The 25,775-nt window shown below is 40.7% G+C and carries 21 protein-coding genes and 1 pseudogene; 11 read left to right on the forward strand and 11 right to left on the reverse strand.

Translation table 11 applies throughout. The features are described from left to right. Positions 1-127: 127 nt before the first annotated feature. Positions 128-1,477, reverse strand: coding sequence for an ATP-binding protein (locus tag NSTC731_RS17890; RefSeq protein WP_445631970.1), 1,350 nt, complete (start codon positions 1,475-1,477; stop codon positions 128-130). A gap of 87 nt (positions 1,478-1,564) precedes the next feature. Here NSTC731_RS17890 and NSTC731_RS17895 point away from each other — a divergent pair, with 87 nt between their 5' ends. Further along, complete coding sequence (locus NSTC731_RS17895; RefSeq protein WP_445631971.1) at positions 1,565-1,885, forward strand: TMEM14 family protein; 321 nt, start codon at positions 1,565-1,567, stop codon at positions 1,883-1,885. Between the two features lie 577 nt (positions 1,886-2,462). Here the strand turns inward: NSTC731_RS17895 and NSTC731_RS17900 are convergent. Together NSTC731_RS17900 and NSTC731_RS17905 are read right to left on the reverse strand one after the other, a co-directional pair. Next, positions 2,463-3,110 (reverse strand): hypothetical protein, encoded by a 648-nt coding sequence (locus NSTC731_RS17900; RefSeq protein WP_445631972.1) that lies wholly within the window; start codon positions 3,108-3,110, stop codon positions 2,463-2,465. 82 nt (positions 3,111-3,192) lie between these two features. Then, a complete protein-coding gene (locus NSTC731_RS17905; protein WP_094351515.1) occupies positions 3,193-3,429 on the reverse strand; it encodes a DNA-directed RNA polymerase subunit omega in 237 nt (78 codons plus the stop codon). Between the two features lie 151 nt (positions 3,430-3,580). Between NSTC731_RS17905 and NSTC731_RS17910 the strand changes: the two genes are divergently transcribed. After that, complete coding sequence (locus tag NSTC731_RS17910; RefSeq protein ID WP_445631973.1) at positions 3,581-4,000, forward strand: fasciclin domain-containing protein; 420 nt, start codon at positions 3,581-3,583, stop codon at positions 3,998-4,000. Positions 4,001-4,138: 138 nt separating this feature from the next. Here the strand turns inward: NSTC731_RS17910 and NSTC731_RS17915 are convergent, their stop codons facing one another. Further along, entirely contained in the window at positions 4,139-5,608 is a 1,470-nt protein-coding gene (locus NSTC731_RS17915; RefSeq protein ID WP_445631974.1) for a glycoside hydrolase family 13 protein, read from the reverse strand. 919 nt (positions 5,609-6,527) lie between these two features. Here NSTC731_RS17915 and NSTC731_RS17920 point away from each other — a divergent pair. Both NSTC731_RS17920 and NSTC731_RS17925 read left to right on the forward strand, forming a co-directional pair. Beyond that, a complete protein-coding gene (locus NSTC731_RS17920; RefSeq protein ID WP_445631975.1) occupies positions 6,528-8,255 on the forward strand; it encodes a S8 family peptidase in 1,728 nt (575 codons plus the stop codon). Between the two features lie 114 nt (positions 8,256-8,369). Next, entirely contained in the window at positions 8,370-8,669 is a 300-nt protein-coding gene (locus tag NSTC731_RS17925; protein ID WP_445631976.1) for a hypothetical protein, read from the forward strand. A 39-nt stretch (positions 8,670-8,708) separates the two neighbouring features. On the opposite strand, the gene NSTC731_RS17930 is transcribed toward NSTC731_RS17925, so the two are convergent. Continuing rightward, on the reverse strand, positions 8,709-9,080 hold the full coding sequence (locus tag NSTC731_RS17930; RefSeq protein ID WP_445631977.1) for a CU044_2847 family protein: 372 nt from the start codon (positions 9,078-9,080) through the stop codon (positions 8,709-8,711). A 146-nt stretch (positions 9,081-9,226) separates the two neighbouring features. On the opposite strand from NSTC731_RS17930, the gene NSTC731_RS17935 reads away from it, so the two are divergent. The 5 genes from NSTC731_RS17935 to NSTC731_RS17955 all read left to right on the forward strand — a co-directional run bounded on the left by NSTC731_RS17935 (position 9,227) and on the right by NSTC731_RS17955 (position 16,744). Next, a complete protein-coding gene (locus NSTC731_RS17935; protein ID WP_445631978.1) occupies positions 9,227-12,748 on the forward strand; it encodes an nSTAND1 domain-containing NTPase in 3,522 nt (1,173 codons plus the stop codon). A gap of 102 nt (positions 12,749-12,850) precedes the next feature. Then, positions 12,851-13,222, forward strand: a complete 372-nt coding sequence (locus NSTC731_RS17940; protein WP_445631979.1) for a hypothetical protein — start codon at positions 12,851-12,853, stop codon at positions 13,220-13,222. 455 nt (positions 13,223-13,677) lie between these two features. Beyond that, entirely contained in the window at positions 13,678-14,967 is a 1,290-nt protein-coding gene (locus NSTC731_RS17945) for a glucose-1-phosphate adenylyltransferase (protein ID WP_445631980.1), read from the forward strand. A 132-nt stretch (positions 14,968-15,099) separates the two neighbouring features. Then, a complete protein-coding gene (locus NSTC731_RS17950; RefSeq protein WP_445631981.1) occupies positions 15,100-15,609 on the forward strand; it encodes an AAA family ATPase in 510 nt (169 codons plus the stop codon). Positions 15,610-15,730: 121 nt separating this feature from the next. Further along, positions 15,731-16,744 carry a DnaJ C-terminal domain-containing protein gene (locus NSTC731_RS17955; protein ID WP_445631982.1) on the forward strand — a complete coding sequence of 338 codons (1,014 nt, stop codon included), beginning with the start codon at positions 15,731-15,733 and terminating at the stop codon, positions 16,742-16,744. A gap of 386 nt (positions 16,745-17,130) precedes the next feature. On the opposite strand, the gene dprA is transcribed toward NSTC731_RS17955, so the two are convergent. Beyond that, positions 17,131-18,270, reverse strand: a complete 1,140-nt coding sequence (gene dprA, locus NSTC731_RS17960) for a DNA-processing protein DprA (protein WP_445631983.1) — start codon at positions 18,268-18,270, stop codon at positions 17,131-17,133. Positions 18,271-18,528: 258 nt separating this feature from the next. Here dprA and NSTC731_RS17965 point away from each other — a divergent pair, with 258 nt between their 5' ends. Continuing rightward, positions 18,529-19,608, forward strand: coding sequence for an alpha/beta hydrolase (locus NSTC731_RS17965; RefSeq protein WP_445631984.1), 1,080 nt, complete (start codon positions 18,529-18,531; stop codon positions 19,606-19,608). A 99-nt stretch (positions 19,609-19,707) separates the two neighbouring features. Here the strand turns inward: NSTC731_RS17965 and NSTC731_RS17970 are convergent, their stop codons facing one another. The 3 genes from NSTC731_RS17970 to NSTC731_RS17980 all read right to left on the reverse strand — a co-directional run bounded on the left by NSTC731_RS17970 (position 19,708) and on the right by NSTC731_RS17980 (position 22,188). Then, positions 19,708-20,397: a YdcF family protein gene (locus tag NSTC731_RS17970; protein WP_445631985.1), complete on the reverse strand. Its 690-nt coding sequence runs from the start codon at positions 20,395-20,397 to the stop codon at positions 19,708-19,710. Beyond that, entirely contained in the window at positions 20,397-21,053 is a 657-nt protein-coding gene (locus NSTC731_RS17975) for a DUF2301 domain-containing membrane protein (protein WP_445631986.1), read from the reverse strand. Before NSTC731_RS17975 ends, NSTC731_RS17970 begins: the two co-directional genes overlap by 1 nt. A 331-nt stretch (positions 21,054-21,384) precedes the next feature. After that, a complete protein-coding gene (locus tag NSTC731_RS17980; RefSeq protein WP_445631987.1) occupies positions 21,385-22,188 on the reverse strand; it encodes an SAM hydrolase/SAM-dependent halogenase family protein in 804 nt (267 codons plus the stop codon). Between the two features lie 109 nt (positions 22,189-22,297). Here NSTC731_RS17980 and pirA point away from each other — a divergent pair, with 109 nt between their 5' ends. Beyond that, complete coding sequence (gene pirA, locus NSTC731_RS17985) at positions 22,298-22,453, forward strand: arginine synthesis PII-interacting regulator PirA (protein ID WP_292738868.1); 156 nt, start codon at positions 22,298-22,300, stop codon at positions 22,451-22,453. A gap of 381 nt (positions 22,454-22,834) precedes the next feature. Here the strand turns inward: pirA and NSTC731_RS17990 are convergent, their stop codons facing one another. Both NSTC731_RS17990 and NSTC731_RS17995 read right to left on the reverse strand, forming a co-directional pair. Then, positions 22,835-24,877: a M12 family metallo-peptidase gene (locus NSTC731_RS17990; protein WP_445631988.1), complete on the reverse strand. Its 2,043-nt coding sequence runs from the start codon at positions 24,875-24,877 to the stop codon at positions 22,835-22,837. Between the two features lie 201 nt (positions 24,878-25,078). Continuing rightward, positions 25,079-25,587, reverse strand: a pseudogene (locus tag NSTC731_RS17995) (sensor histidine kinase); the annotation flags it as partial. Positions 25,588-25,775: the final 188 nt, after the last annotated feature.

A 25,775-nucleotide genomic window follows, 5' to 3' on the forward strand; every position in this document is an offset into this window, starting at 1 on the left:
GAAATCAAGATATTTTTCTCAATTTTGGTATCAGAACTGTTATGAAATCTCTAATTTTAGTTAATATTGCATAACATTGTTCTGTAAGTTACAAAAAAGCGCAATCATTAATGAAATAATTTTAATGTTAAGCGTTGGATATATTTTTATTTGCATGAAAAATTGTTAAATCTGCTTTTAAAAAATCAACAAACTGCCGTGCTGTACGTCCAGAACGACCATTATGACGAGTTGCCCATTGTAATGCCTGAAATTCTAAATCTTCTTGGGTAATATTAATTTCAGCTTGTGCCACTAGATGTTGTACAATTTTTAAGTAAGTTTTCTGATTGGCTGGTTCAAAAGTTAAGGTTAAACCAAAGCGATCGCTAAACGAAAGTTTCTCCTGCATCGTATCCCAGGCATGGATTTCCTCGTTATCCTTTGGTGCAGGTCTATCCACAAAAAACTCCCGAATCAAGTGGCGGCGATTGGAAGTAGCATACACAACTACATTTTGCGGTCGCGCCGTTAAATTACCTTCTAAAACTACCTTGAGGGCTTTAAAGGCATCATCATCTTCTTCAAATGAAAGGTCATCGACAAAGATAATAAATTTTTGTGACACACCCCGTAAATGTTCCACGATTTCTGGTAGGTCTTTTAAATCAGATTTTGCTACTTCCAATAAGCGGAGGCTGCGATTGCTATATTCATTCAACAAAGATTTCACTAAAGAAGATTTGCCAGAACCGCGACTACCGTAAAGTAATACATGCAGTGCCATCTCTCCTGATAATAAAAACTCAGTATTTTTCAGCAAAGCATCTTTTTGAGATTCGTAACCGACAAGCGAACTCAGTTTAACCGGGTCAGAATACCTAATACCGATAAACTGCCCAGATTGCCAGCGTAAAGCGCGATATTCTGCAAATAAACCAGAGCCACATTGCCGATAATAAGCTGCTAATTCTTCTACAGCATCACCCCAATTATCTAACTCTTGTAGATATGTAATGAATTTTGTCTCTACTCCTAGCAATTCTTGCTCTTTATACCACACTACTGGTGAAATCGGCATGTGAGCTACGCTTTGTACCCACTCGCTCAAAGAAGCGCTGCTACACTCATAGAGACTTTGCAATACTTGTAAATCATGCTGAACTGCTGTTACTAAAGCTGGGGGCAAATCTTCAAATTCTTGCACTCCCGCTAGCTTTGTAAAGGGATTCTCAGAGAAGAGAATTTGAGTAATTAAATAGTCTTCCCAGTTTTGATTTCTAGCAGCCAAAGCGTAAAAGTAATTGCCGTAAGCTTGGAGACAACCCCGTGCATCGGTGTCAGTGTAACGTATAGCTTGCAACAGTTCCAGAAATGCCATCCCGACTTCGCCTTGCAGAACAGATTGGTACAGTAAAAGTGAGGCTGCTTGGCGCTGGAGATATTGAATTTTTGTATATGAAGAAGTATTTGCCATTGGCATCGCTTGATTATCCATCAATTAACTGTGTGGTATAGCTAAATAGCTATGGTAAATTGTCTGCTGACCCTGGCAGTAAAGTCAAAGTCTACATAGGTTTTAACAATGAATTTAAGTATAATTGCTGCTTTTGCCTACGGTATTTTAGCGATTGTTGGTGGGGTTATTGGCTACATTCAAGCTACAAGTAAAGTTTCACTCTTAAGTGGTAGCATTAGCGGTTTATTACTAATACTTGCCGCTTACTTTCAACTCCAAGGACAAACTTGGGGTGCGATTTTAGCAGTGTTAGTTACTGCTGTTCTAGTAGTTTTCTTTGCATTAAGAGTAGTAAAAACACGCAACTTTATGCCTGCGGGATTAATGACAATTTTGGGTATGCTGGCATTGGCGGTGATGGTGAATCAATTTGTGGCTTTAAGGTAGCATTAGTCTCTCAGCAATAACCACCCTCCTGTTTTTTTTGGTATGGCATGACTTTCCCTGCTTTGAATTATATTAGTACATGTATATTACTGTGACTTGTTACCTTTGCCTAATAACTTCTAGCATTCTCAATGAGTTATAGCGATTCTGTCTAAATAAGGTAAACGAGTGGAGGCGCACAGTACCTTTATCAAGGTGAGTCAAATTGTTGGCAAATATAGCTGAGTGTTGTTAGCGTCAGCGAGGCGTTTAGCTTGTGCTGAGTCAAAACCCAGTTGTTTCAAAACAGGACTTACGCAACTGGCATATTATTTTCAATTCGTAGTGTTCGCGTAGTGTCTCGCAGAGAGGACTTTAGGGACTTCCAAATAAAAAAACATCCCAAATTTTCTTGTGGGATGGGTGTCCCCACCCGTCCCAGATTTAGGGCGGGCTTTTCGGCCCACCCCACAGAAAGGGACAATACAGAACCTTTTCCCCTTCCCCTCGCCCCTTATCCCCTTCTTGGGACCCCACTTTCCCCTTTTCCCCTTCTTGGAACCCCACTTTCCCCTTTTCCCGACAAATGCCAAGAAGTCTACTTTAGTAGTTCGGCACCTCCTCGTTGTGGTGGCTGTGGGCTAGTTGATGTAGTCGGACTGGGTGCGGTATTGGAATTAGGAGATGGGGTATTTTGGGAAGCAGGATTAAATATATTGACTAAGACTTGTACTAGGGCATCTCGTTGGCTGCGGGTGAGACTTTTGATAGCTTTGCGATCGCCTTCTATCGGATTTTCCCGTAGTGAGTCATTCCCTGGATAGGTAGTATCATACATAATTTCGTTCACACCCAGGTAATCAGCTAAAGTCAGCTTCCAATCCAAGCGATAAATGGGGGCCCGCCCTTTGGTATAAATGTGATATCTAATGAGGCGATTTGCTAAAGTGTTGTTTTCGGCAACTTTCCCATTTTCTTTACTGATATACTTATTTTCTCGTGGAAAATCTGGCAATTGTTGATACACTAGCTGCCAAACATCGCTAGGCGTGACTCTCTGGGCAGAAGCAGGTTGGATACTAAATAAATTTCTATGTATTGATTTATCCGCTCCTGAACCTAAAACAATTACACTCACTAGTATTAAGGTAAGCAGTAGTGGTGTTAGCGGGAGCGGGGCGTTTCGCTTGTACTGAGTTGTGAGTTTTGAGAAAATTAATTTAAATAGAAATTTTTTCTTTTTCATAAAACAATATTTTGGGCGTTGCTGAGTGAAAAGATGAATTTGCCTGATTCGGCACTCAGCACTCAGCAATCAGCACTAAATCTTATAGTTCGCCGATAATTTCTGGTTGAGTCAACTCATCGGACATTTCGATAATTGCCCTTAGCACCGGCTTCATCATCGCATCTTCGTTACTTTCAAAGTCTTCGTAACGCCGACGTTTAGCACGATTTGCTACCTGAACCGTAATGCGGTATCGATTTGAGGCTGCACTAATCAGATCCTCAGCACGGTGCATAATCTGAGATTGAGTTGTCTCGAACTTAGAACGCTTTAGCATAATCAGTGATTCTTGGGGTCATTCTCCAGTGTAACAGTACGAAATCAGTCTACTGCTGTCTGTTAAATCGCCAGCAACCTCTCTATTGATAGAAGCTAAAAGTATTTTACTCACTTTATAAGTAACTTGTAGTATTAAATAACGCACCCTCATGGCTGACCTTGTGGAAACTGCGATCGCAGCAGGTAATTTCAATACCTTAATAAAAGCTGCTAAAGCTGTAAATTTCATCGAAACTTTGAAAAGCCCTGGTTCTTTCACGCTCTTTGCACCAACTGACGAAGCTTTTGCTAATCTGCCAGAGGGAACTTTAGACTCGCTACTACAAGATATCCCCAAGCTCCAGAAAATTGTGGCGTATCATATCGCTAGTGGGGATGTCAGGTCTGATGATTTGGTACAAATTAACGAGGCAGAGACGCTTGAAGGGTCAATTGTCGCCATTGAATCTGCCGACGGTAAATTTAAGGTGAATAACGCCAATGTCCTCAAAACAGATATTCTGGCAGACAATGGCGTCATACATATTATTGATGCGGTGTTGGTGCCTGCAATGGTGGCGGGGAAGTAAGGGCAGAGGTGCAGAGGTGCAGAGGCGCTGGGGGGCTGAGGGGAAAGACTTACTGCAACTGACTTCTCCTCGGTCACTGAGCGTAGCCGTTCGCGCAGCGTCTCGTAGAGAAGTGCTGCTCCCCTGCTCCCCTACTCCCTACTCTCCACTCCCCACTCCCAGAATACAGCCACTGCGTGCAGGAACAGTTAATGACAACTGCCGATCTCCTTTACTATTCCACTCAACTTCAGCAGTGCCATATAAAAGCTTGTTGGGTTGAGTACGCAAAGTAGCGACATCTGCATTCGCTGTTGCCGAACTTGTGCCAGCGTTGATGGCAATTATTAATTCCTCTGTCCCCAAAGTTCGCGCAAAGATATAAAGTTCTGCTTGAGCAAAGAGAACTTGGTAATCACCTGTACGCAAGGCTGGGTAAGTGTGGCGGAGGGCAACTAACTGGCGGTGAGTATTGAAAATTTCTTGATTCCAGTTAGTCTCTAAAGGAAAACCACGGCGTGAGTCTGGGTCTATTGCACCAGGTAAACCAACTTCATCACCATAGTAGATGCTGGGGGCGCCGGGAAAGGTGAGTAACAGTAAAGTTGACAATTCTATACTGGCGATATCGCCGCCTGCAATGGTCATCAATCGGGCTGTATCGTGACTCGCAAGCAAATTGAGTTGAGTTAGCTGAATTTCCCAAGGGTAAAGTTGCAGTACTTCTTGGATTTTGGTGGCGTACTCGGCAGCAAATAAGGGTGGGTAGGGTTGATAGTCGCGGCTTTGGACTTGTTCTAAGACTACGCGATCGCCTGCTGCAAAGGCAATTGTCGGCCCAGCAAATAGATAATTCATCACGCCGTCAAATTGCGTTCCATCCAACCACTCGCGGGAATCTCCCCAGACTTCGCCCACAATATAAGCTTCGGGATTGATGGCTTTGACGCGATCGCGAAATTCCTGCCAAAAACCAGGAGTTTTTATTTCAAATGGTACATCCAATCGCCAACCATCAATGCCGAATTTAATCCAATATTCGGCAATTTCCATAATGTATTCTCGTACTTCTGGATTGTCGTGGTTAAATTCTGGCAAGGCGCGATTTCCCGCCCAACCTACGTAATTGGCAGGGAATTCGCCATTGTAAGCCGAAAGGGGCCAGCCTTCTATTTTGAACCAATTTACCCAAGGTGAATGGGGGCCATTTTCTAAAACGTCGTGGAAAAAGAAAAAGCCCCGGCTGGAATGGTTAAATACCCCATCCAGAACAACTTTGATATTCCGTTGATGGGCTGCATCAAGTAATTCTTTAAAAGCCTCGTTGCCCCCTAACATCGGGTCAACTCGATAATAATCGTGGGTATGATAGCGGTGATTGCTGGCGGATTGAAAAATGGGTGTGAAATAAATCGCGTTAATCCCCAAATTCTGGATGTAATCTAAACCCTCCATAATGCCCCATAAATCGCCGCCTTTATAGCCCTGAAGGGTTGGCATAGAATCCCAATCTTCCCAACGGGCCTCTTGCAATAACCGTTTGCGTGGCTGTTTGCTTCTGGCAAAACGATCTGGGAAGATTTGGTAGAAAACAGCGTGCTTCACCCAGTCTGGTGTTTGAATTTGCATGAAATGAATAATTTTTTGTATGTTCAGAAGCGATCGTTGCAAATATTAGCTTCTTTATGGCTCTTACTTATGATAGAGAATCTGTGATTTCTCAGTATTCATTAGTGATTTAGCCTTTTTGATGCTGTTTTATACGCAAATGTTATCAGTCTTAACTATTTTGACTACAATTTATTTTAGTTTTTAACAGTTCATATACACAGACTCGTCACTGATTGCATTCTGAGTCTTAAATCTTCTTTAATAAATTTATTTATTACTTAATTCTTCTTAATTTTATTTTCTTCACTTTGTCCGTAATGATTTAGGCAGATGATGGATTAGTTTAATATAACGCCATGTGCGACTTTCTCTCAAACCTAACCCCTTCCCTACTAGCGTTGGGGAGCAAAAATCAAAGCCTCTCTCTTTTTAGGAGAGAGGAATGGAAGTGAGGTCAGAATATTAAGTTGCACATCGCGTATAGCAATCTTAAATGAGATTGTGAAAATTTTTGTTATGGTTGTCCTTGGCGATTTGTCAAGAGTAATTTGTGATTAGAAAGGACAAATGACTAATGACAGCCGACTCCAAAAATATTTCACAAATAATTTAGGACTACTATAGTTTCAGAAAAATTACTGTTACCTTAGATTTCGGTAATTCTTAGATGCAACCGAGCGAAAATGTCTCAGTAACCACAGAAAATCACTATGAGGGATACGCAATTCCAGAATATGAGTTAAGAATTAGCAATTGTCTTAAGAATAACTCTTACCTCCTAAACTTATTTGATGTTATCTATAAAATAAATAGATAACTATAGTCGCATCAAATAATCGAAGCGAAAAAATTACATAGACTGTGTTAATCCTAGAGCGACTTATCCTGCTATAACCACTACTTTGTTGACGGCAACTCAATTCAATTTAAGGTAAAAATGAGACACGAAAAACTTTCTCCTGGACTACTTTTAGCATATCAAGATTATCAAAATGAAGGAGATCGAGCTTTAGTTACACACAAGCGATCGCTTGGCATCATTGCCCATAAAAGCCCGGTTAAGCCCACTAAAAGCGTCGTTTTTATCTACTGCGATCCTGATGCAGACTTAAGTTATCTATCACAATATAATATTGAAGTCAATCAAAACTCCGGGAGTGTGCGAACAGCTTTCTTACCCATAGAGAGTTTAGATGTCTTATCTGAAGAAGATGTGATTGTGCGGATTAAGCCATCACGCAAACTTCATTTGAGGATGGACACTGCAATGGGAACAGTCAAACTGCCGGAATTTAAGCATCAAACCGGATTGACAGGTAAAGGAGTAATCATCGGTATTATAGACAGTGGCATCGATCCGAAACACCCCGCCTTTGCTGGACGAATTTTACACATTTGGGATCAAACACTACCAGGGCCAGGAGTCACAGAGGGCGGCTATGGGGCTGAATTTACCGGAGCGCAACTGACAGTTTCTCAGGATACTGGCGGTCATGGTACTCACGTCGCTGGCATTGCCGCTGGTGCCGATGCTAGTTATGGTGGTGTCGCACCAGAAGCGGAATTAGTTGTCGTCAGGTCAGATTTACAAGATGCCCACATTGCAGATGGTGTGCGTTACATTTTTCGAGTTGCTAGAGAGTTGGGACGCCCAGCAGTGGTCAATCTCAGCTTGGGCGGACACGCTGATGCTCATGATGGTAGCGATTCCTTATCCAAAGTTATCGATGCCGAAACTGGCCCTGGAAGAATTGTTTGCTGTGCAGCCGGTAACGAAGGAAACGATAACATTCATGGACAAGCGACAATACCCAGTGGACGCACTCGTGGTATGCGCTTCAATGTCCCTTTGAATCAAGTAGGCATCGTTTGGTTAAACGCTTGGTATGCCAAAGACAGCGAATTAGAAGTATCTGTGCGGAGTCCTAACGGTTTTGTTACTCCCTTCCAAAAAATTATTACTGAAGGTAATGCCGCCCAAGATTACCAATTACCAGATGCACGGGTGCAATTAGCGACACCAGCACCAGATAAAGCCAACGGCGACCATAATTTCTTTGTGCAAATACGCGGTATTGACCCCTCGCCAGTCATGGGAGGTATTTGGCAGTTGCGAGTCCGCAACACTTCTTCAACTGACACATGTTTAAATGTGTGGACACTAGATGATACTTCGTCAGTATTTTTCACAGGTAAAAGCGTGAAAGATGCCTTAAAAATTGGTTCGCCGGGAGCCGCCAGCAGTGCAATTACAGTTGCCGCCTATACTACTAAAACCAAGTACACAGATATTGATGGCCAAGTGCGAGAAATGGGCTTAGAATTGGATACTATTTCGGAATTTAGTAGTGAAGGGCCTCTACGCAATGATGGACAGAAGCCCGATGTAGCAGCACCAGGCGCGATGATTGTTTCCACCCTTTCTGCCGATGCTAATTTTGACCGCTCATCAATGATTAATTCCAAGTTTGTGGTTCAGGCTGGTACGAGTATGGCGACACCGTTTGTAAGTGGGTTAGTAGCACTGCTGTTGCAGCGAGATCCTAAACTCGATCCGGTTGCTGTGAAAGACTTACTACGTAAAAATAGTGCGATTCCCGGCAAACCCGCAGGCACATTTGATGATAAATGGGGTTATGGAGTAATTAACGCTTTGAATCTGTAATTAGACTGAGAATGATGGATATTATTTCTGTACAAGGGTAGGTAACAACAACCTATAAATTTGATAACTTAGGGTAGACAATTATTGCCTACCCTGTTTACCAAGGAGTTGCTGGTGAATTATCAGAAACTAGATGCCGCTCTTGCGACAGCGCTAAATGATGTTAAAGATTCCGAAGAAAGTAGTTTGGCAGTTTTTATCCATACTGAACCAATTTTAAACCCTGCTGCAACTGCTATTTTAAAAAGTTTAGGCGTTAGTGGTGTTAGCAGTGGCAAAGATATTTTCACAGCAACACTTTCACCAAATGCCATTTCACAGTTATCAGAGCAACCTTGGGTGAAGTATTTGAAGCGATCGCAGCAATTAGGTTTGGTTAATAAGAAAATAAATATAGGCAAGTTGGGCGTTTAATGTGTATTGCCTACCTTTTGTACAGATAATTTTTTGCTGTTACTGTGAATCAGGTTTTGGTTTTTCTGCAAACTTACACTTCACCTCAATTTGCAAATTACTTTCGGCTGAACCTTCGGTAATGTAAGGAATACCAGCTTTCCCACCCAACTTAATGCCAAATGTAAGTTTTACCTCCTCAATCTCCGCAGTATTAAAGTCTTTAAAAGCACTCAGAGCATAGATAGTATAAGAGCGAATCATTTGCCGAGCTTGTTGCATCCGAGCGATCGCATCTGTTCGCACATCCTTGTATTCTATGCCATCATCATCCTCCTCAATTTCCGAACTTGTTTCGATGGCTGTGACGTTAATCTCAATCTGCTCAATCTCCCCATCTGCTTGGAAAAAGAGTTGCTGTACTTCTGACATAACCTACCTCGGTTAAAGTTTTGTAACGTATCTGAATAAATTTCAGCTTGCTTGCAGAACAATAATAGATGGTGTTGTTTCTAGCAACACAGCCATCATTCTATCTGTCATGATTATCCCGCATTTACCTGACTAGAGTGTGTTAAATGGCACGATACGCGCTTGTTATTGGCATCGCCGAGTATATCAGCCCATCATTAACGCGTTTGTCGAAGACTACAAATGATGCTGAAGCTGTAGCGCAACTCTTAGAGCAGTATGGTGATTTCCAGTCTGTGCAAAGACTACCACAGCGCTGGAATAAAGATAAAAATGGCTATGAAATGGCAACGTCAAAAGTTACTGGCGCTCAACTTGGCCAAGATTTGAGAACTTTTTTACTAGAGCAAGCTGCTAATAATGAAGCGTTGATTTATTTTAGCGGACACGGTTTTACTATTTCCGACAATTTGGGACAACAAAAGGGATATTTGGCAAGTTCCGATTGTCAGATTGAAATTAAAGAAAACGAAAATGTTGAACAAAAATATGGCATTCCTCTGGATAGCCTCAACGATTTAATTCAAGAGTCGCAATTAAGTAGTTTGGTAATGCTACTCGATTGCTGTCATAGCGGCTATTTCTTAGAAAGGCAGTTAATAGAAAGAACTCTTAATGCTTTCAGTTCGCAAAAGGATTATTACTTAATTACAGCGTGTCGGGGCTTTGAACGCGCTGGAGTAATTAAGAGTGAAGAATATAGTATTTTCACAGGTGCAGTTGTTAAGGGATTGGCAATAGAAAATGCAAGTAGTAATAGTAGGCGAATAAGTGGGGATCGCTTGTTTGATTTTGTCAGCAACGAATTGAAAGGTTCCGTACAGGAGCCGATTCGCATGGGTTGGGGACGTTCGATTACTCTGGTTACTTATCCCCAATTAGATATTCCTACAGCCGAAAAATTTACTTTCAATCAAGAAAATCCATACCGGGGACTTTATGCCTTTGAATCAGAACAAGCGCAATATTTTTGTGGACGAGATGAAGCAGTTCGTACATTAATTTTGCGGTTAGCAGAGAGTCGATTTTTAGCTGTAATTGGCTATTCGGGTAGTGGTAAATCTTCTTTAGTAAAAGCTGGTTTGTTACCGCAACTGAAAGGCGATCGCCTCCCTGGAAGCAGTCAATGGGCGATCGCATCTTTTACACCAGGAGAACACCCTTTAGGTAAATTGGTTGATATTCTAGCTCGACAACAGCAGCAAAATCAACCCCAATTATTATTTATCGATCAATTTGAAGAAATATTCACCCTTTGCCAAGACGATGAGGAACGCAAAGCTTTTATTCGCTTAATAGTACAGGAAGTTAAGACGGCTGAGAGACAAACACGCATAATTTTGACGATTCGCGGTGATTTTTTAAACAAATGCGCTGACTATGTAGAAATTATTACTCTCATTAATAGTTTTCCTCCGACATCATTCATCGTGCCAATAATGTCTTTTGCTGAGTTAGAAGAAGCAATTGAAAAACCAGCAAAATTGCATGGTGTAACATTTGAGGATGGTTTAGTTTCGCAAATTTTCGCTGATGTAGTCAATCGTCCGGGTGCATTACCCATACTGCAATATGCGCTTAAAGAATTGTGGCGAGTTTGCATTGAAGAACCGGAATCGCCAAAACCACTTTTAACTCATAAAGGCTATGAAGAAATTGATGGAGTTAAAGGAGCTTTAGACAAACGAGCGACAATTTTATATGAAAGTTTAACAGTTGTAGATCAAGCCTTTGCACGTTGCTTGTTTATGGAATTAGTGCAGTTAGGTGAAGCTGGAAAAGTTACACGGCGGCGTGCTAGCTGGGATAGATTAGAAGTAGTTGCAGATTCTCCCCAACAATTGCAAAGAGTTGTCGGATTACTAGCAGGTTCTCAACAACGTTTAATTATCACCGATCAAAATACTGTAGAAGTTGCTCATGAAGCACTTTTATCTGAATGGAAATTATTAAATACTTGGATTGGTGAAAACCTGGAGAATATTCGTCTTAGTCGTTCTTTAGAGGAAGATTGTCAGGAATGGCACAAAAGGTTTAATAAATCGGATGATGCAGTCTTGACGGGCGCAAAGTTGGCTGTAATTTCTGAATGGGTAAATAAGACTCAGCGAAAACTTACGCCATTGGAAGCAGAATTTTTGTGTGAAAGTTTAAAGAAAAAAAATAGAGAGAAAGAAATAGAATTAACAAGAGAGAGACAATTACGAGAAGCCGCAGAAGGTAAAATAAAAGCTGAAGAAGAGAAAGTTAAAGAGGCAGAAGCAAAAGCTAATGTAGAGACACAAAAAACAAAGTTATCAATATTAGCTGGGATGCTGACAGCATTTAGTTTAGGATTGTGTTTATTAGCACAGCAACAGACAGCAAAGGTAAAACAGCGTGAAACACTTGCTACTATAGCCATAGTATCAAAAGCCAAACAGCTTGTTGAAACTGGTAATCAGCTTGATGCACTCATAACAAGCTTACAAGCCCTAGAAGAAGTTAAAGACGAAGATATAGCTAGCCAAGACAGTGCGTTTTTACAGGAACTTCAATCAATAATACTTAAAATCAATGAAAGAAATCGATTACAAGGTCATGATAAACGTATTTGGAGTGTAACTTTTGATAAAACAGGTAAATTTATAGCTTCTGCCAGTGATGATGGAACTGTAAAATTATGGACTAGAGAAGGAAAATTATTAGAAACATTTTTTTCTGATAATGCAGAAACTCTATATAGCGTAGAATTTAGTCCTGATGGTACTAAAATAGCTACAGCCAGCGATGACGGTACTATCAAATTGTGGAATATCAATGGAAATCCTAGACAACCTAATATTTTAAAAAATGGACATAAACAAGCAGTTTACGATATTAAGTTTGACCCTCGGAATGGACATTATTTAGCTTCTTGTAGTCTAGATGGTACTATTCTATTGTGGGATCTAAAATCTGAAAAACCTATTGCTTCGCATAAAGAAAAATCGGGTATTACAAATATGGACTTTTCTCCAAAAGAGGAATTAATTGCTTTTGGAGTTCCTGAAAATGAGACTAGTAAAAAATGGAGTGTGAAAACATGGAACTGGAACACAAAAAACAATAATACTAAACTTATTACTAATCATGATGGTAGTATTAGCTCTATTAAATTTAATCCGACAGGAGAAATCATTGCATCCAGTAATTATAAAGGTACGCTAAAGTTAGCAGATATAAAAACTAATTTAATATCAACTACAAAGACAAAGCATCAAGGTTTATTAAATACTATTGCCTTTAGCAAAGATGGTAAATTTATAGCATCGGGAGGTGAAGATGGAAGAATAGAATTATGGAAAGTAAAAGATAATTATTCAGGACTTAAATTGATAGAAATTATCAAAGGTTATGAAAATGAAATTCAGTCTATTAGTTTTAATCCCCAGATAAATAATGAATTTATTTCTGGAAATGCCGATGCAAAAGTTAGGATTTGGGAAATTATTTCAGACAAAACAAAAATTAAAGAAATACTGAAACTTGATAATCTTATTATATATAGTTGTGAAATAGGAAGTAATTATATTAAAATATATAAAGAAAATGATGAGGAGTTACAAAAGATTAGTAATTTTTGTAAAAATGAAACAAAGCTAAAATAATACGTTGTAATAATTAGTCAGCGAGCGCACATCGGACAGTAGTTAAATTTTGATTGTCAAACACAAATTAATAAAAGCTAATAATCATTGTTAGGAGTGCAAATGAATATAAATGAAGCAGCGCTAAAAATTTTAAAATTTGGTTTAGATGGTTCTTCTGTAGAAAATTCTAATTCAGAAGAAAGAATAAAAACATACCTTAGTTATATAAAAGAAATACAGGAAAAAATTTTGAATTCAGAATTGATTTTAAAAAAGAAAGAGTGCGATCCTAATAAACCTGACTATAAAGAGTGTCTTGCAAGACATGAAAAACTTAGAGATATGCTTATTAACTTTTCAATTATCAGCATATCTAATAATCTATCAACACCAATTGACATCAAAGAAAAAATTGATATTTTGTTAAATGAATACAATGAAATTTGTAAACAAATGGGTAATGCCTCCGAATTTTTCAACATTTCTGAATGAAAATAAAATTTCTTTTATCGTCAATAATCAGAATTAAACAATAATTTTGATCGAAAAGGCGGATGATATACACGGTGCTTTTGCACCTTAAACGAATCATTCATTTCCTGTAGGTGCAAAAGATGTCTTCAGTAGATTAGACACAAGAACTAAGAGGAATAGAGAACTGGTATTACTTAGTAATAATTGATGCATTTGCAATTGCGTGTCATCAGAGTTAGTGACAAACTGGAGCGCATTTAATTTGCACATCTAAACTGGGCATTTTGCCCACCCCACAAGACTTATGTTTAATTCACTTATGCAAACAAATTAGATGTTTTTTAATTGAGTACTAATATCCGAAAATCGTAATTATAAAATTCATCCCAAAGAATCAGACGATCCCCCTTACCTGTGGTGGCAGACAGTCCTAAACTGAAGATGAGAGTTGAAAGGCAGTCTGGAGAAATTTTGTGAAAAAAGTATTATCAATCATTCTTGGTGGTGGCGCGGGTACTCGGCTTTACCCGCTAACCAAACTACGCGCTAAACCGGCAGTACCAGTAGCGGGGAAGTATCGCCTAATCGATATCCCTGTTAGTAACTGCATAAATTCCGAAATATTCAAAATTTACGTCCTGACACAATTCAACTCGGCTTCCCTGAATCGTCACATCGCCCGTACCTATAACTTTACAGGCTTCAATGAAGGGTTTGTGGAAGTTCTCGCGGCACAACAAACACCAGAAAACCCTAACTGGTTCCAAGGTACAGCCGATGCTGTACGTCAGTACCTGTGGTTAATGGAAGAATGGGATGTAGAAGAATATCTAATTCTCTCTGGCGATCACCTCTACCGTATGGATTATCGCCAGTTTATCCAGCGCCATAAGGAAACGGGGGCTGATATTACTCTCTCAGTCATCCCCATCGATGAGCGCCGCGCCTCAGATTTTGGCTTGATGAAAATTGATGATTCTGGTAGGGTAATCGATTTTAGCGAAAAACCCAAAGGTGAAGCGTTACGCCAAATGCAAGTTGATACAAGTGTACTGGGATTATCAAAAGAACAAGCCCAGCAACAGCCTTATATCGCCTCAATGGGGATTTATGTCTTTAAAAAAGATGTTTTGTTCAAATTGTTGAGAGAAGGTATAGAAAGGACTGATTTCGGCAAAGAAATTATTCCTGATGCCTCTAAAGATTACAACGTTCAAGCTTATCTTTTTGATGACTACTGGGAAGATATTGGAACAATCGAAGCATTTTATCATGCCAATTTAGCCCTAACTCAGCAGCCCCAGCCACCCTTTAGTTTCTACGATGAACACGCACCAATTTATACCCGCGCTCGCTACTTACCTCCAAGTAAACTTTTAGATTGCCAGATCACAGAATCAATAATCGGCGAAGGTTGTATTTTGAAAAATTGCCGCATTCAACATTCAGTGTTGGGAGTGCGATCGCGAATTGAATCTGGTTGTGTCATCGAAGAGTCCCTACTCATGGGTGCAGACTTTTACCAAGCTTCTGTAGAGCGCCAAACTAATGTAGAACAAGGTGTTATTCCTGTAGGTATTGGTACTGACTCAATTATTCGCGGTGCTATCATTGATAAAAATGCCAGTATCGGTCACAATGTCAAAATCATCAATAAAGATAACGTGCAAGAAGCTGACCGAGAAAATCAAGGTTTCTACATCCGTAGTGGCATCGTTGTCGTACTGAAAAATGCCGTAATTCCTGATGGAACTATCATTTAGTCATTAGTCATTAGTCATTAGTCATTAGTCATTAGTCATTAGTCATTAGTCATTGGTTAATAGTTACAAGCAACAAAAGACAAAAGACAAAGGACAAATGACAAATGACAAAAGACAAAGGACAAAGGACTAATGACTAAACTTTTTTTACTGATTGGTCTTCCAGGTAGCGGTAAGTCAACTTTGGCAAAACAATTATTGGCAGAATGCCCCCAAATGGCGCTAATTTCTACCGATGCCATTCGGGGGCAATTGTTCGGTTCCCAAGCTGTTCAAGGGCCGTGGCTACTGATTTGGCGCGAAATTGAGCGGCAATTTCAGCAAGCTATTTCCACAACTAATACAGCTATTTTTGATGCCACTAATGCCCAGCGCCGTCATCGTCGTGAAGTGATTACTTTCGCCCGTAACTTGGGCTTTACCCACATTAGAGGAATTTGGGTAGATACACCAGTTTGGCTATGTTTAGCACGGAATAAAAAGCGATTGCGCCAAGTTCCAGAAGAAATTATTTTGCGGATGCACCGTCAACTCCGGGATGCTCCCCCAAGCCGCGAAGAAGGACTAGACAGCCTGAGCCGCTTATCAGAAAAATCGGAGTACGGGAATTGCGATTCCTTGGTGAGCAAGAACCACACTTGATTTTCTATATTTTTTGTTAATTTGAAATCAGATTCTTTTTGTTTGGCACTATAACCAGGCAAATTAAATATCTTTCATCTTCAAAAAAAACATAACGGGAATTTCTATAGGAGGCTGGTAGATGGCTGCAACCGACTTCAAGGACTATTACGCTATTTTGGGAGTCAGTAAGACTGCCAGTTCAGAGGAAATTAAACAAGCCTTTCGTAAACTAGCCCGCAAATACCATCCTGATGTTAACCCAAACAACAAACAGGCAGAAGCACGCTTCAAAGAAGTTAGCGAAGCCTACGAAGTTATATCAGATCCAGATAAACGCAAAAAGTACGACCAATTCGGTCAATATTGGAAACAAGCTGGTGAAGGTTTCCCATCTGGTGGTGCTGCTCCCGATATGGGTAACTTTGACTTTAGTCAATACGGCAATTTTGATGAGTTCATTAATGAATTGCTAGGACGCTTTGGTGGTTCTCCCCCTCGTGGTGGGGCGCGCCAAAGTCAGGCACGAAGTCACTCTTACCGCACTTCTCCAGGTACCTCAACTCATTTTAGCAGCAGCTTTAACGATTTTGGGTTTCAAGATGGAGGTGTGGGTACTGGCCAGGATAGTGAAGCTGCGATCGCTCTAACTTTTGCTGAAGCATTTAATGGTGTGAAAAAGCGCTTCAGTTTAGGTAATGAAACCATAGATGTCAACATCCCATCTGGAGCTAAAACTGGTACTCGCCTACGGGTGCGGGGCAAAGGTCAAATTAACCCCATGACTCAACAACGGGGAGATTTATACTTAAAAGTTGAACTTCAGCCGCACACGTTCTTCCAAATGGAAGGCGATAACTTGGTATGCGAAGTGCCAATCACACCAGATGAAGCGACTCTGGGAGCCTCTATTGATGTACCCACTCCCGACGGTTCAGTTAATGTCAAACTACCAGCAGGAGTGCGTTCTGGTCAATCTCTACGTTTACGTGGCAAAGGTTGGCCCCTCCCCAAAGGTGGACGCGGCGATCAGTTAGTGAAAGTGGCGATCGTTCCACCAAAAGACCTCAGCCAACAAGAGCGGGAATATTATGAGAAAATCCGGGCTATACGTACTTATAATCCCCGTAGTCATTTGAACCAATTTAGGCTTTAATCAGCAAAAAGAGAATCCCCATAATTGAAATCTCGTCATTACCCACATTTTGCTAACAGTCAAAGTATTATGCTAAACCACATCCTGTCTATAACTTAAGTTCTGCGGCTTTGAGCTACTGTTCACTTAAGTGGACTTGAATCATTTTCGGGCGAGTTTTAACCGAACTTGAGATAAATTGTTGTTTAGTCCAGTTAAGAGAATTTGAACTATTAGCCTTGGAGTTGTATTTCGAGGCACAATAGTTCTACTTGGTATTCAAAAGCCGGCTGATTGTTTATTTTAAGTAGTTTGTTTTTATATAAAAATTGTATTCTTATATTGGCAGAAATCTGATGATTAAATTGCTAAAAACAAAGCTAAATAATGTTGTTATCTTTTAATTATTAACTTTTCTGATACCGCATACCTGGTAGTTGCGAAATAAAACCCATAAGTTCCAACTGTAACAAAGCACTGGAAACTGAGCCAGCAGCCATACCGGTTTGTTGGACAATAAAATCGAAGGGTAAAGCATCACTTGCGAGTGCCTCCGGCACGCCTGCGGCGATCGCATTCATTACTGTTTGCAATTCTGGCGATAAAGTTGGCATTAACTGTTCTGGTGCTGTAGAAGCTTCAATCGCATCAATTTGTGGTATTGCTCCTAGCATTGTTAAAAGTTCGTCTAGTTCTTTAAGAATGAAAGTTGCTCCCTGATTCAGTAACTTTAAGCATCCTTGGGATGGATAATCGTCTAATCTTCCAGGTAATGCATAGACATCTCTACCAAATTCATTTGCGTAGGTAGCAGTAATTAAGGCACCAGATTTTAAAGGCGCTTCCATTACTAGGATGGCGCGGCTTAAGCCTGCGATAATGCGGTTGCGACGGGGAAAGTGAGTCCGATCGGGTGGGGTTTTTGTGGGGTACTCACTGACGACTAATCCAGCCGTCAAAATTTGCTTGTACAAATCTCGATTTTTATGGGGATAGATGACATCTACACCAGTTCCCAAAACTGCGATCGTGCGTCCACCTGCTTTCATAGCAGCGATGTGGCTTTCAGTGTCAATTCCCTCTGCCATACCAGAAACGACTGTAAAGCCATTTTTAGCCAAAGCTGTACTAATTTGGCGAGTCCAACGGATACCATATTCTGAGGGTTGGCGGGTTCCGACAATCCCAACCATTGGTTTTTGTCCGAGATTTTCTTGGAGTTCGACTTCACCGCGATAGTACAAAATTGGCGGTGGACTCGGAGTTTCTAGCAGTAAACGGGGATAATCTGCATCTGCTGGCGTCCAGAAATGAGAATTTTCCTGCTGGTGCTTGGTGAATAGTTGTTCTGGGTGCAAACGCGATCGCTGTTGTACTACTTTTTCTAGTGTCTGAAAACCAAAACCCTCTACTTCTCCTAACTGTACCTTAGTAGCGTTCCAAGCTGTTGCCAGCGTACCAAAATGCTGTTGTAGCCGTCGCAGTAATACTGGCCCAATTCCAGAAATTTGTGCCCAAGCTAGCCAATATGCGCCTTCTTCTACCACGGTTTCATCCTCACGCCTACTGGATTGAGTATTCCCAAATTAAGGTTGGCTGTTGATGGAGTAGGGGCGATACTGTGCGGTTAAGGCAAGAGACGCGATGAATCGCCGTCAAGACAAAGACCTCTTTCCCAATTCCCCTTGACTTTTGACTCTTGACTCTTGACTATTAACTATTGACTATCTATCTTCTTATCCTGTGTGATGAAATATTTCTATCGTCTTCTAATAAGCCTATCTGGGTGCTTAATATTTTTACTGGTGCATAGTGGCCTTGGTTTATTACCTAGTTTGGCAGCCGAAAAAGTTACCGTCAGGTACGGATTGTTTGAGCAATCGATTCCGGTGGCAGATATACGCAACTATGACAAGACACAAAAGGTTTCTAGCGATCTGAAATCTTTTCTAGATTACCTTAGCGCTGAAGAGAAACAGAAATTTCAAGAAGCCCTTCAGGTGAAAATGTCGCTTGATATTGTGGCTTTAGATAAGCTGGTAAACACAGGAATGGGCAAGCAAATTTTATCTTTTGCTTCCCAAGCGATCGCTCGTCGCGATCAGGCTAGTATACAAGCACTACGATCTGCCCTGATCGTCGGAGCAAGATCGCCAGAAGGTCTAGGAATAACCAGCTTTCTAGAAGCCTATCCCAGCGATCGACTAGTTATTGAGGTGTCAAAAATTAAGAAGCTGGTCGGTATGGCAAATTCTTCTGCTAGTTCTGCTGATGCGCCGCCGAAAGATGATGTCAGTTCTTCACCTTTAGGGAAAATTGCCCTACAATATCAAACACTCGCTGCCCAGGATAAACAGTTCTCAGGTTGCTTATTTGGCGATTCTATTTCGGCTGGACTTGGCAATACCCTAGGCAGTGGTACTTTTAATTTTGGGTTAAATGGTCTGAGTACAATCTCATTACTAGAACAACTGAAAAGTTTAATTCCTACCAAGGTGAAATGCGAAAAAGCCATTATTGCTGTAGGTGGAAATGATGCTTTGTATAAAATTAGTGATGAATTATTTAGCAAAAATCTCCAAGAGGCGATCGCACTTCTGCGCACAATGGGAACTAAAGAGATTTTTCTAATTCCGGCTTTTTATTCGACAGTAGCAGCAAGCTCAGATCCAACTGTAGCAGCCCCACTGAAGAGAGTTGAACAAATTAATGTTCTGATTAATCAAGTGGCTGAAACAGAAAAAGTGCCAGTTGCCGCAGCCGGACTAGCACCATTATATGAAAATAATGTTCTGAAAGAAAATTTCACCAGTGATGGCGACCATCTGAATGCAGAGGGTTTGAAAATTTATCGACAAGCATTATTACAAATCCTGGGTAAGTAATACCATTTTGGATTTTGGATTTTGGATTGACTGAAAAATCTAAAATCTAAAATTCAAAATTCAATGGCTGTCGCAGCCAATATTTCTGCTGTATTACTATTAGGCTTTCCAATTCAAAAACCGTGCATAAAGATAAGCTATACCTTCATCAAGAACCATCCGCACGCCTTCGCTAGAACTCCACCATTTGTTTGGATTATAATCTTGTGTTGTCGCAGCAATCACACCAACATTAATTTGAGGGTTAAGTATTTTTTTAAAAAGAAACCAACTCCTACGGGCATGAACGTCCAAGGAAAAAAGATTAATCGATTCTATCTTTAAATTTGAATTGGATAGCCAACGTTCAAATTCAGCAGCAGATGCATAACTACGATCTTTAACCACAAAAGGTGTCGGAACGGCTACTACTTTTTCTGCTTCTAAACCGAGTTTTATGAAGGTGTCAGCCGATACGTCTGCAAAGTTCTTGTATCCGGTAAGATAACTTCCTTTTCCTAATGTACCTCCGGTAGTAATTATTTGATGATAAGAACCGTTTTGAAATTCAGTCAAAGCTTCTTCTATAGCGTAATCTGGTAGCCATCCTTCAACAACTAATACTTCTGCTGATTGGATCGGGGAAGTTACGGCGAGAAATGAGTGTACATGAGTAAAAATGAAAAATATTAAATAAACAATCAAAGCGATCGCAATCGCCCACCCTTGAGCCGTAAGTGTCCACATTTCTTGGCGTTTGATTAGTTTGATTTTGGGAAATTTTTGACACCGACGATTTTTTATCCGCATTAAACCTTAGCTAAACGTTGTTCTTTCAAGTAGGTAAATACAGACTTATCTCCAATATCAGCAGGAATTGCTTGAACTGTCTTGCGCAGGGCAAACACTAAAAATAATATTGCCCAAGTTCCTAATAAAATACTTTCTACCTGGGTTGGTAAAATTCCTACCAAATGTCCTAACAACAGTAGCGGTACAATTGGGGTTAATACTTTGGTTTCCAGGCGATTGAAGCAAAAAGCCTCTTTAAAATAAATACCTGTTAAAGCTACGAAGATAAAACCAACTCCAAATAAGGTAATTGGCTGATTGTAAATCGCAAGAGCTAAAGGTTCACTACTAGCGATCGCCAGAATCACTGATGCGATACTACCAATCGCCCAAAAAACTTGCAATGCTCGGTGCAGTGATGCCATGTAAATATGGATGGTAAATAAACTTACACCAAGAGCGAGACTAAAACAAGCATATAGAGGTGTCAGTAAATTTACAACAGTTGGGTTATTGTTGAGTAAAATCAAGGCGCTGCCGATGGCAAAGCTCAGTGCTGCTACCATTAACCCAGCACGGTAGATAATTACGCCAGTGCGATCGCTCTGAGTAATTGTAAATTCCCCAAACTGACCTTGATAAACTTCTGGTGCAGAGAGTGTTTGTGTAGTCATAGCTAAGAATATAATTATGATTCTCTAGGAGAGTACAACAGGAAATTGCTCAAGGGTTACTTTTATTATTATGAGCAATAAGGCGAACTTCATGTCACCATTTTTAAACTTACATATTTTAGCAGTTGCTTTCTGGAAATTTTTGTCGAATCGGCACTGCCTACGGTGAATGAAAATGCTTATTTTTAAGTGATGTGTAGTTGGCTATGCTCCTTTTTATATCTAGAATTTTCCTCTTTTTTTGACTTTCCCACAAATTACCAACAGGCACTTTGCAGCCTGGGAATTTTTCACTGTCTTAACTTTAACAATATTCACTGGTCTGATTTTCTTAAAAAAACAAGACTTCTAGCGGATCTTGTAAATTAATCTGTAATTGTGAGTGAGCATGTCCGCAATTAATGGCAATTTCTACCCAACCGTGACTGCCGACTAAAGCTATTATCTCTCCCACTTTCACCTCACTGTAAGTTTCACAGCCTGGTACACTCAATCCTGCAACTTGCACATACCAACTTTTACCTTGCACGTAACTGGCTGGAATGTTACTCACTAAGTTGCCAAAGTGGTCAATATATTGAATGCAACCCACTACACCAGTGGTTGTCTGCTTGCAGTTGCCTATATCCAGGTTTACCAAACTTACTAAATCGATTTCTTGCCCTAGCTGTTTGAGGGGGACACCACTAGCAAGATTAGCTGCTACTGGTGCAAAAATATCCCTACCGTGAAAAGTCTTGCTTGGTTTAGGAGTGCGCCAATAATTAAGATTTGTAAGTTCGACGGCTGCGATCGCCAGACTTTGACTGAGTACCCCGCTGAATATACCATTATCTGGGCCGACCAAAAACCCTTGAGCAAATTCTACTGCGATCGCTCGTCGCTTGCTTCCCACACCTGGATCGACTACTGCCAGATGCACTGTCCCAACTGGAAAATGGGTATAAGCATTCATCAGGCTAAACCTGGCTGCTTTGATGTCTTGCGGCGGAATTTGGTGCGTTAAGTCTACCACCGTCAGTCTGGGGTTGATTTGGGCTATGACTCCCTTGATTATGCCTACATAAACATCGCGATCGCCAAAATCGCTCAGTAAAGTCACAAGGGGCTGTCGATCTATCTGGTTATTAGACATATTCTGGTAAAAATATATAAAAAATATATTTTCTGTAGCAACAGCTACAAAATGTGTGCTATGTTAAGAATACAAGACATAAATGGAAAAACTAAAGCAGGTAATCACTATGAGTCAAAATAGACTACAAAGTTTGAGCAAATCACGAGAAACTCACAGAGCGAATATTCAAAGAAGCCTAGAGCATCGCTTGGAAATAGCTAGAGCAAAAGGCGACGAACAGTTAATTCGTCAACTGGAAGCTGAAATGAGGTATTCCAGCTAAATCAAGTTTTCATTGTTCATAGTTTTGTTGTGTAACCTGCTACGGCGGGTTTTTTCTTTTTAGAGGGTTTCCTGGCAATTCTGGTAAAAGCTCATCATCCTTACTCAAGCGACGAGATTGATTCCACTAAGCGAAAGTTCGTTCAACAATTTCTCAAAGGTATTGGTGAAGCGATGTTTACGATGGTCACTAAGCGGCTGGTAAGCAAAGTCGAACCATGCCGTCCCGCCTGCGTCTCCTAGAGAAGTGCGGGCTGCACCTACGCTCCTGTATTATGACCGAATAATTAGCAGAACTTGAAACACCGCAATTAGTGTAAAACTTTGACCACAAAACTTCCCATGTTTAGATTAGATTACAGATTTTTACGCCTGTCTTGGCTCAATACCAAATATAAGTATCGATACTAGCTAGACCCTCATCATTGAAGACGTTGACTAAATCATCTCTCCCATCTGCGTTAAAATTGCCGACTAGCCATTTTTGAGTATCCCCAAACCCGCCTTGTCCAGTTGCCCATCGCTGGCTATCAAAACTCTCACCATTAGATAAGTGAGTATCGATACTGGCTAGACCCCCATCATTAAAGACGTTGACTAAATCATCTTTACCGTCTGCGTTAAAATCGCCGACTAGCCATTTTTGAGTATCCCAAAACCCGCCTTGTCCAGTTGCCCAGCGCTGGCTATCAAAACTCTCACCATTAGATAAGTGAGTATCGATACTAGCTAGACCCCCATCATTAAAGACGTTGACTAAATCATCTTTCCCATCTGCGTTAAAATCGCCGACTAGCCATTTTTGAGTATCCCCAAACCCGCCTTGTCCAGTTGCCCAGCGCTGGCTATCAAAACTCCCATCATTAGATAAGTGAGTATCGATACTAGCTAGACCCCCATCATTAAAGACGTTGACTAAATCATCTTTCCCATCTGCGTTAAAATCGCCGACTAGCCATTTTTGAGTATCCCCAAACCCGCCTTGGGCAGTTACCCAGCGCTGGCTATCAAAACTCTCACCATTAGATAAGTGAGTATCGATACTAGCTAGACCCCCATCATTGAAGACGTTGACTAAATCATCTTTCCCATCTGCGTTAAAATCGCCGACTAGCCATTTTTGAGTATCCTCAAACCCGCCTTGGCCTGTTGCCCAGCGCTGGCTATCAAAACTCTCACCATTAGATAAGTGAGTATCGATACTAGCTAGACCCCCATCATTAAAGACGTTGACTAAATCATCTTTCCCATCTGCGTTAAAATCGCCGACTAGCCATTTTTGAGTATCCCCAAACCCGCCTTGGCCTGTTGCCCAGCGCTGGATATTAGGAAAGTTTAGAGTACCACTGATAAAGTACTGCCCCAAACTGCCGTAATCCGTGTAGCCAGTTGAAAGAGGATCTTCTTTTCCTATACCATCAATTTTGAGGTAATAATTTCCAGCAACGACATTTGTTGTAATACTTGCAGATAGTAAATCTGTTGGATTGGACGATGCAATTAAGGTACCAGCAGAATTGTATAGCTCTGCCAAAATGTCTAAGTTTGGCCCTGGACTAAAAGGATTCACTGTCAAGCTAATCAAACCAGTACCTGTGACAAAACTATAGAAATCTAAATCTGTATTGCGCTCAATGATGCCACTACCACTGACAGACGTACTAGAAATGGTTAGTGGCTTTGCTGTCGCAATTGTATCGCCACAATCATCGGCTCGGTAGGTGAAACCATTTTGGGTCGTAATAATTTGCAAATCATCCTCAGTATTGTTAGCAGAAGCATACTCGCCTTTACTCCACTGGGTTAGGTTTTGGTAATACGCTGATCCCATGATCGGTGCCCAGCCAGTCTCTCCACTACCATGTCCTTCGTAGTAGTCTTCAGCGGAGGTTATTTGTCCATCATGCTCGAGTCCCAGCGTATGACCTACTTCATGAGAGATAGCATCAGCCGTATACTTCTCATCACCGAACGTATTTTCAGCAAAAACAAAGGCAGGAGTATCACTATTCCAGTTGAAAGAACCAAGTTTGGCGGTTCCTCCGACTCTTTTACCATACCAATCGTAACTGCTACCGCCGATCGCAACACGCACCCCCCAGCGAGTATCATTACTGCCGCTCTTAATCAGATCGTTAATATCTGCTGGAGCCTGCGTTGTGACATTAACATTAAATGGGCTGAAATCCTCAGCGACGCGCTGCCAGATATACTGAATTGTTTCAAGTTCAGCCGAGCTAAAGGATGCTGTATCGCCGTCGAAGTCGAAGGCAGGGGTGATAATGTTAGCCGGACGTTTACTTGTGTTCCAGGAAGTACCAGAGGTGATATTGCCGTCGAAATCTAAATAAATTGTCTGATTAGCTCCTGATAAACTGTTGAGGAAGAAAGTTTTAGACAGGTCTAAAGAAGCTGATACTGACATATAATTTCATCCTTAAAGGAAACCTCTATTAGTTTCTCTGTATCAAGCAGATAACTTTACGTACTTTGCAATGCAATCTTTACAAAAAGTTATAATTTGCTCTCACCGATACTGGAAATATTTGCATTTCATCTCGCAGGATGGTATCAACTAACTGACAAGAAGAGATAATGACCAAAGAATTTCAGAGTCTCGACCAAATTAATTTTGAGTTTGAGTCAGAATTGGTAAGGTAATGACAAATTCAGTTCCCTCACCAAGTGTAGAATTCACAACCAGTGAACCGTGATGCTTTTCTACCACAATAGAGTGAGCGATCGCCAGTCCTAAACCCGTACCTTTACCAACTCCTTTTGTAGTAAAGAAATGGCTAAATATTTTTTCTTTTAGTTCTTCATTTATGCCGTTAGCATTATCAGCAATTGATATTTTTACGTTATCATTTACCACTGAGGTTGTAATTCTAATCTGGTTGGGATTATCTTTAATTTCTTGAAAACTCCGCCCAGAATTTGCTTCTTCTAATGCGTCAATAGCATTCGCCAGAATATTCATAAATACCTGATTTAATTGCCCAGAGAAACACCTAATTCAGGTAATTTACCATACTCAGTCATCACTTCAATGGCTGGACGTTGTTCATTTGCTTTCAGGCGGTGTTTGAGAATTAAAATTGTGCTATCAATGCCTTTATGGATATTAAAAGGTACTGAAATACCGCAATTAGTGAGTAGTGTTGCAAAGTAGACCGCTCCCATAAGTTCGGAAGCTACTCCCATAAGTTTGGGAACTGCTCCCATAAGTTCGGGAGCTACTCCCGTAAGTTCGGGAGCTACTCCCATAAGTTTGGGAACCACTCCCATAAGTTCGGAAGCTACTCCCATAAGTTCAGGAGTTA

Source organism: Nostoc sp. DSM 114167, assembly GCF_052692655.1.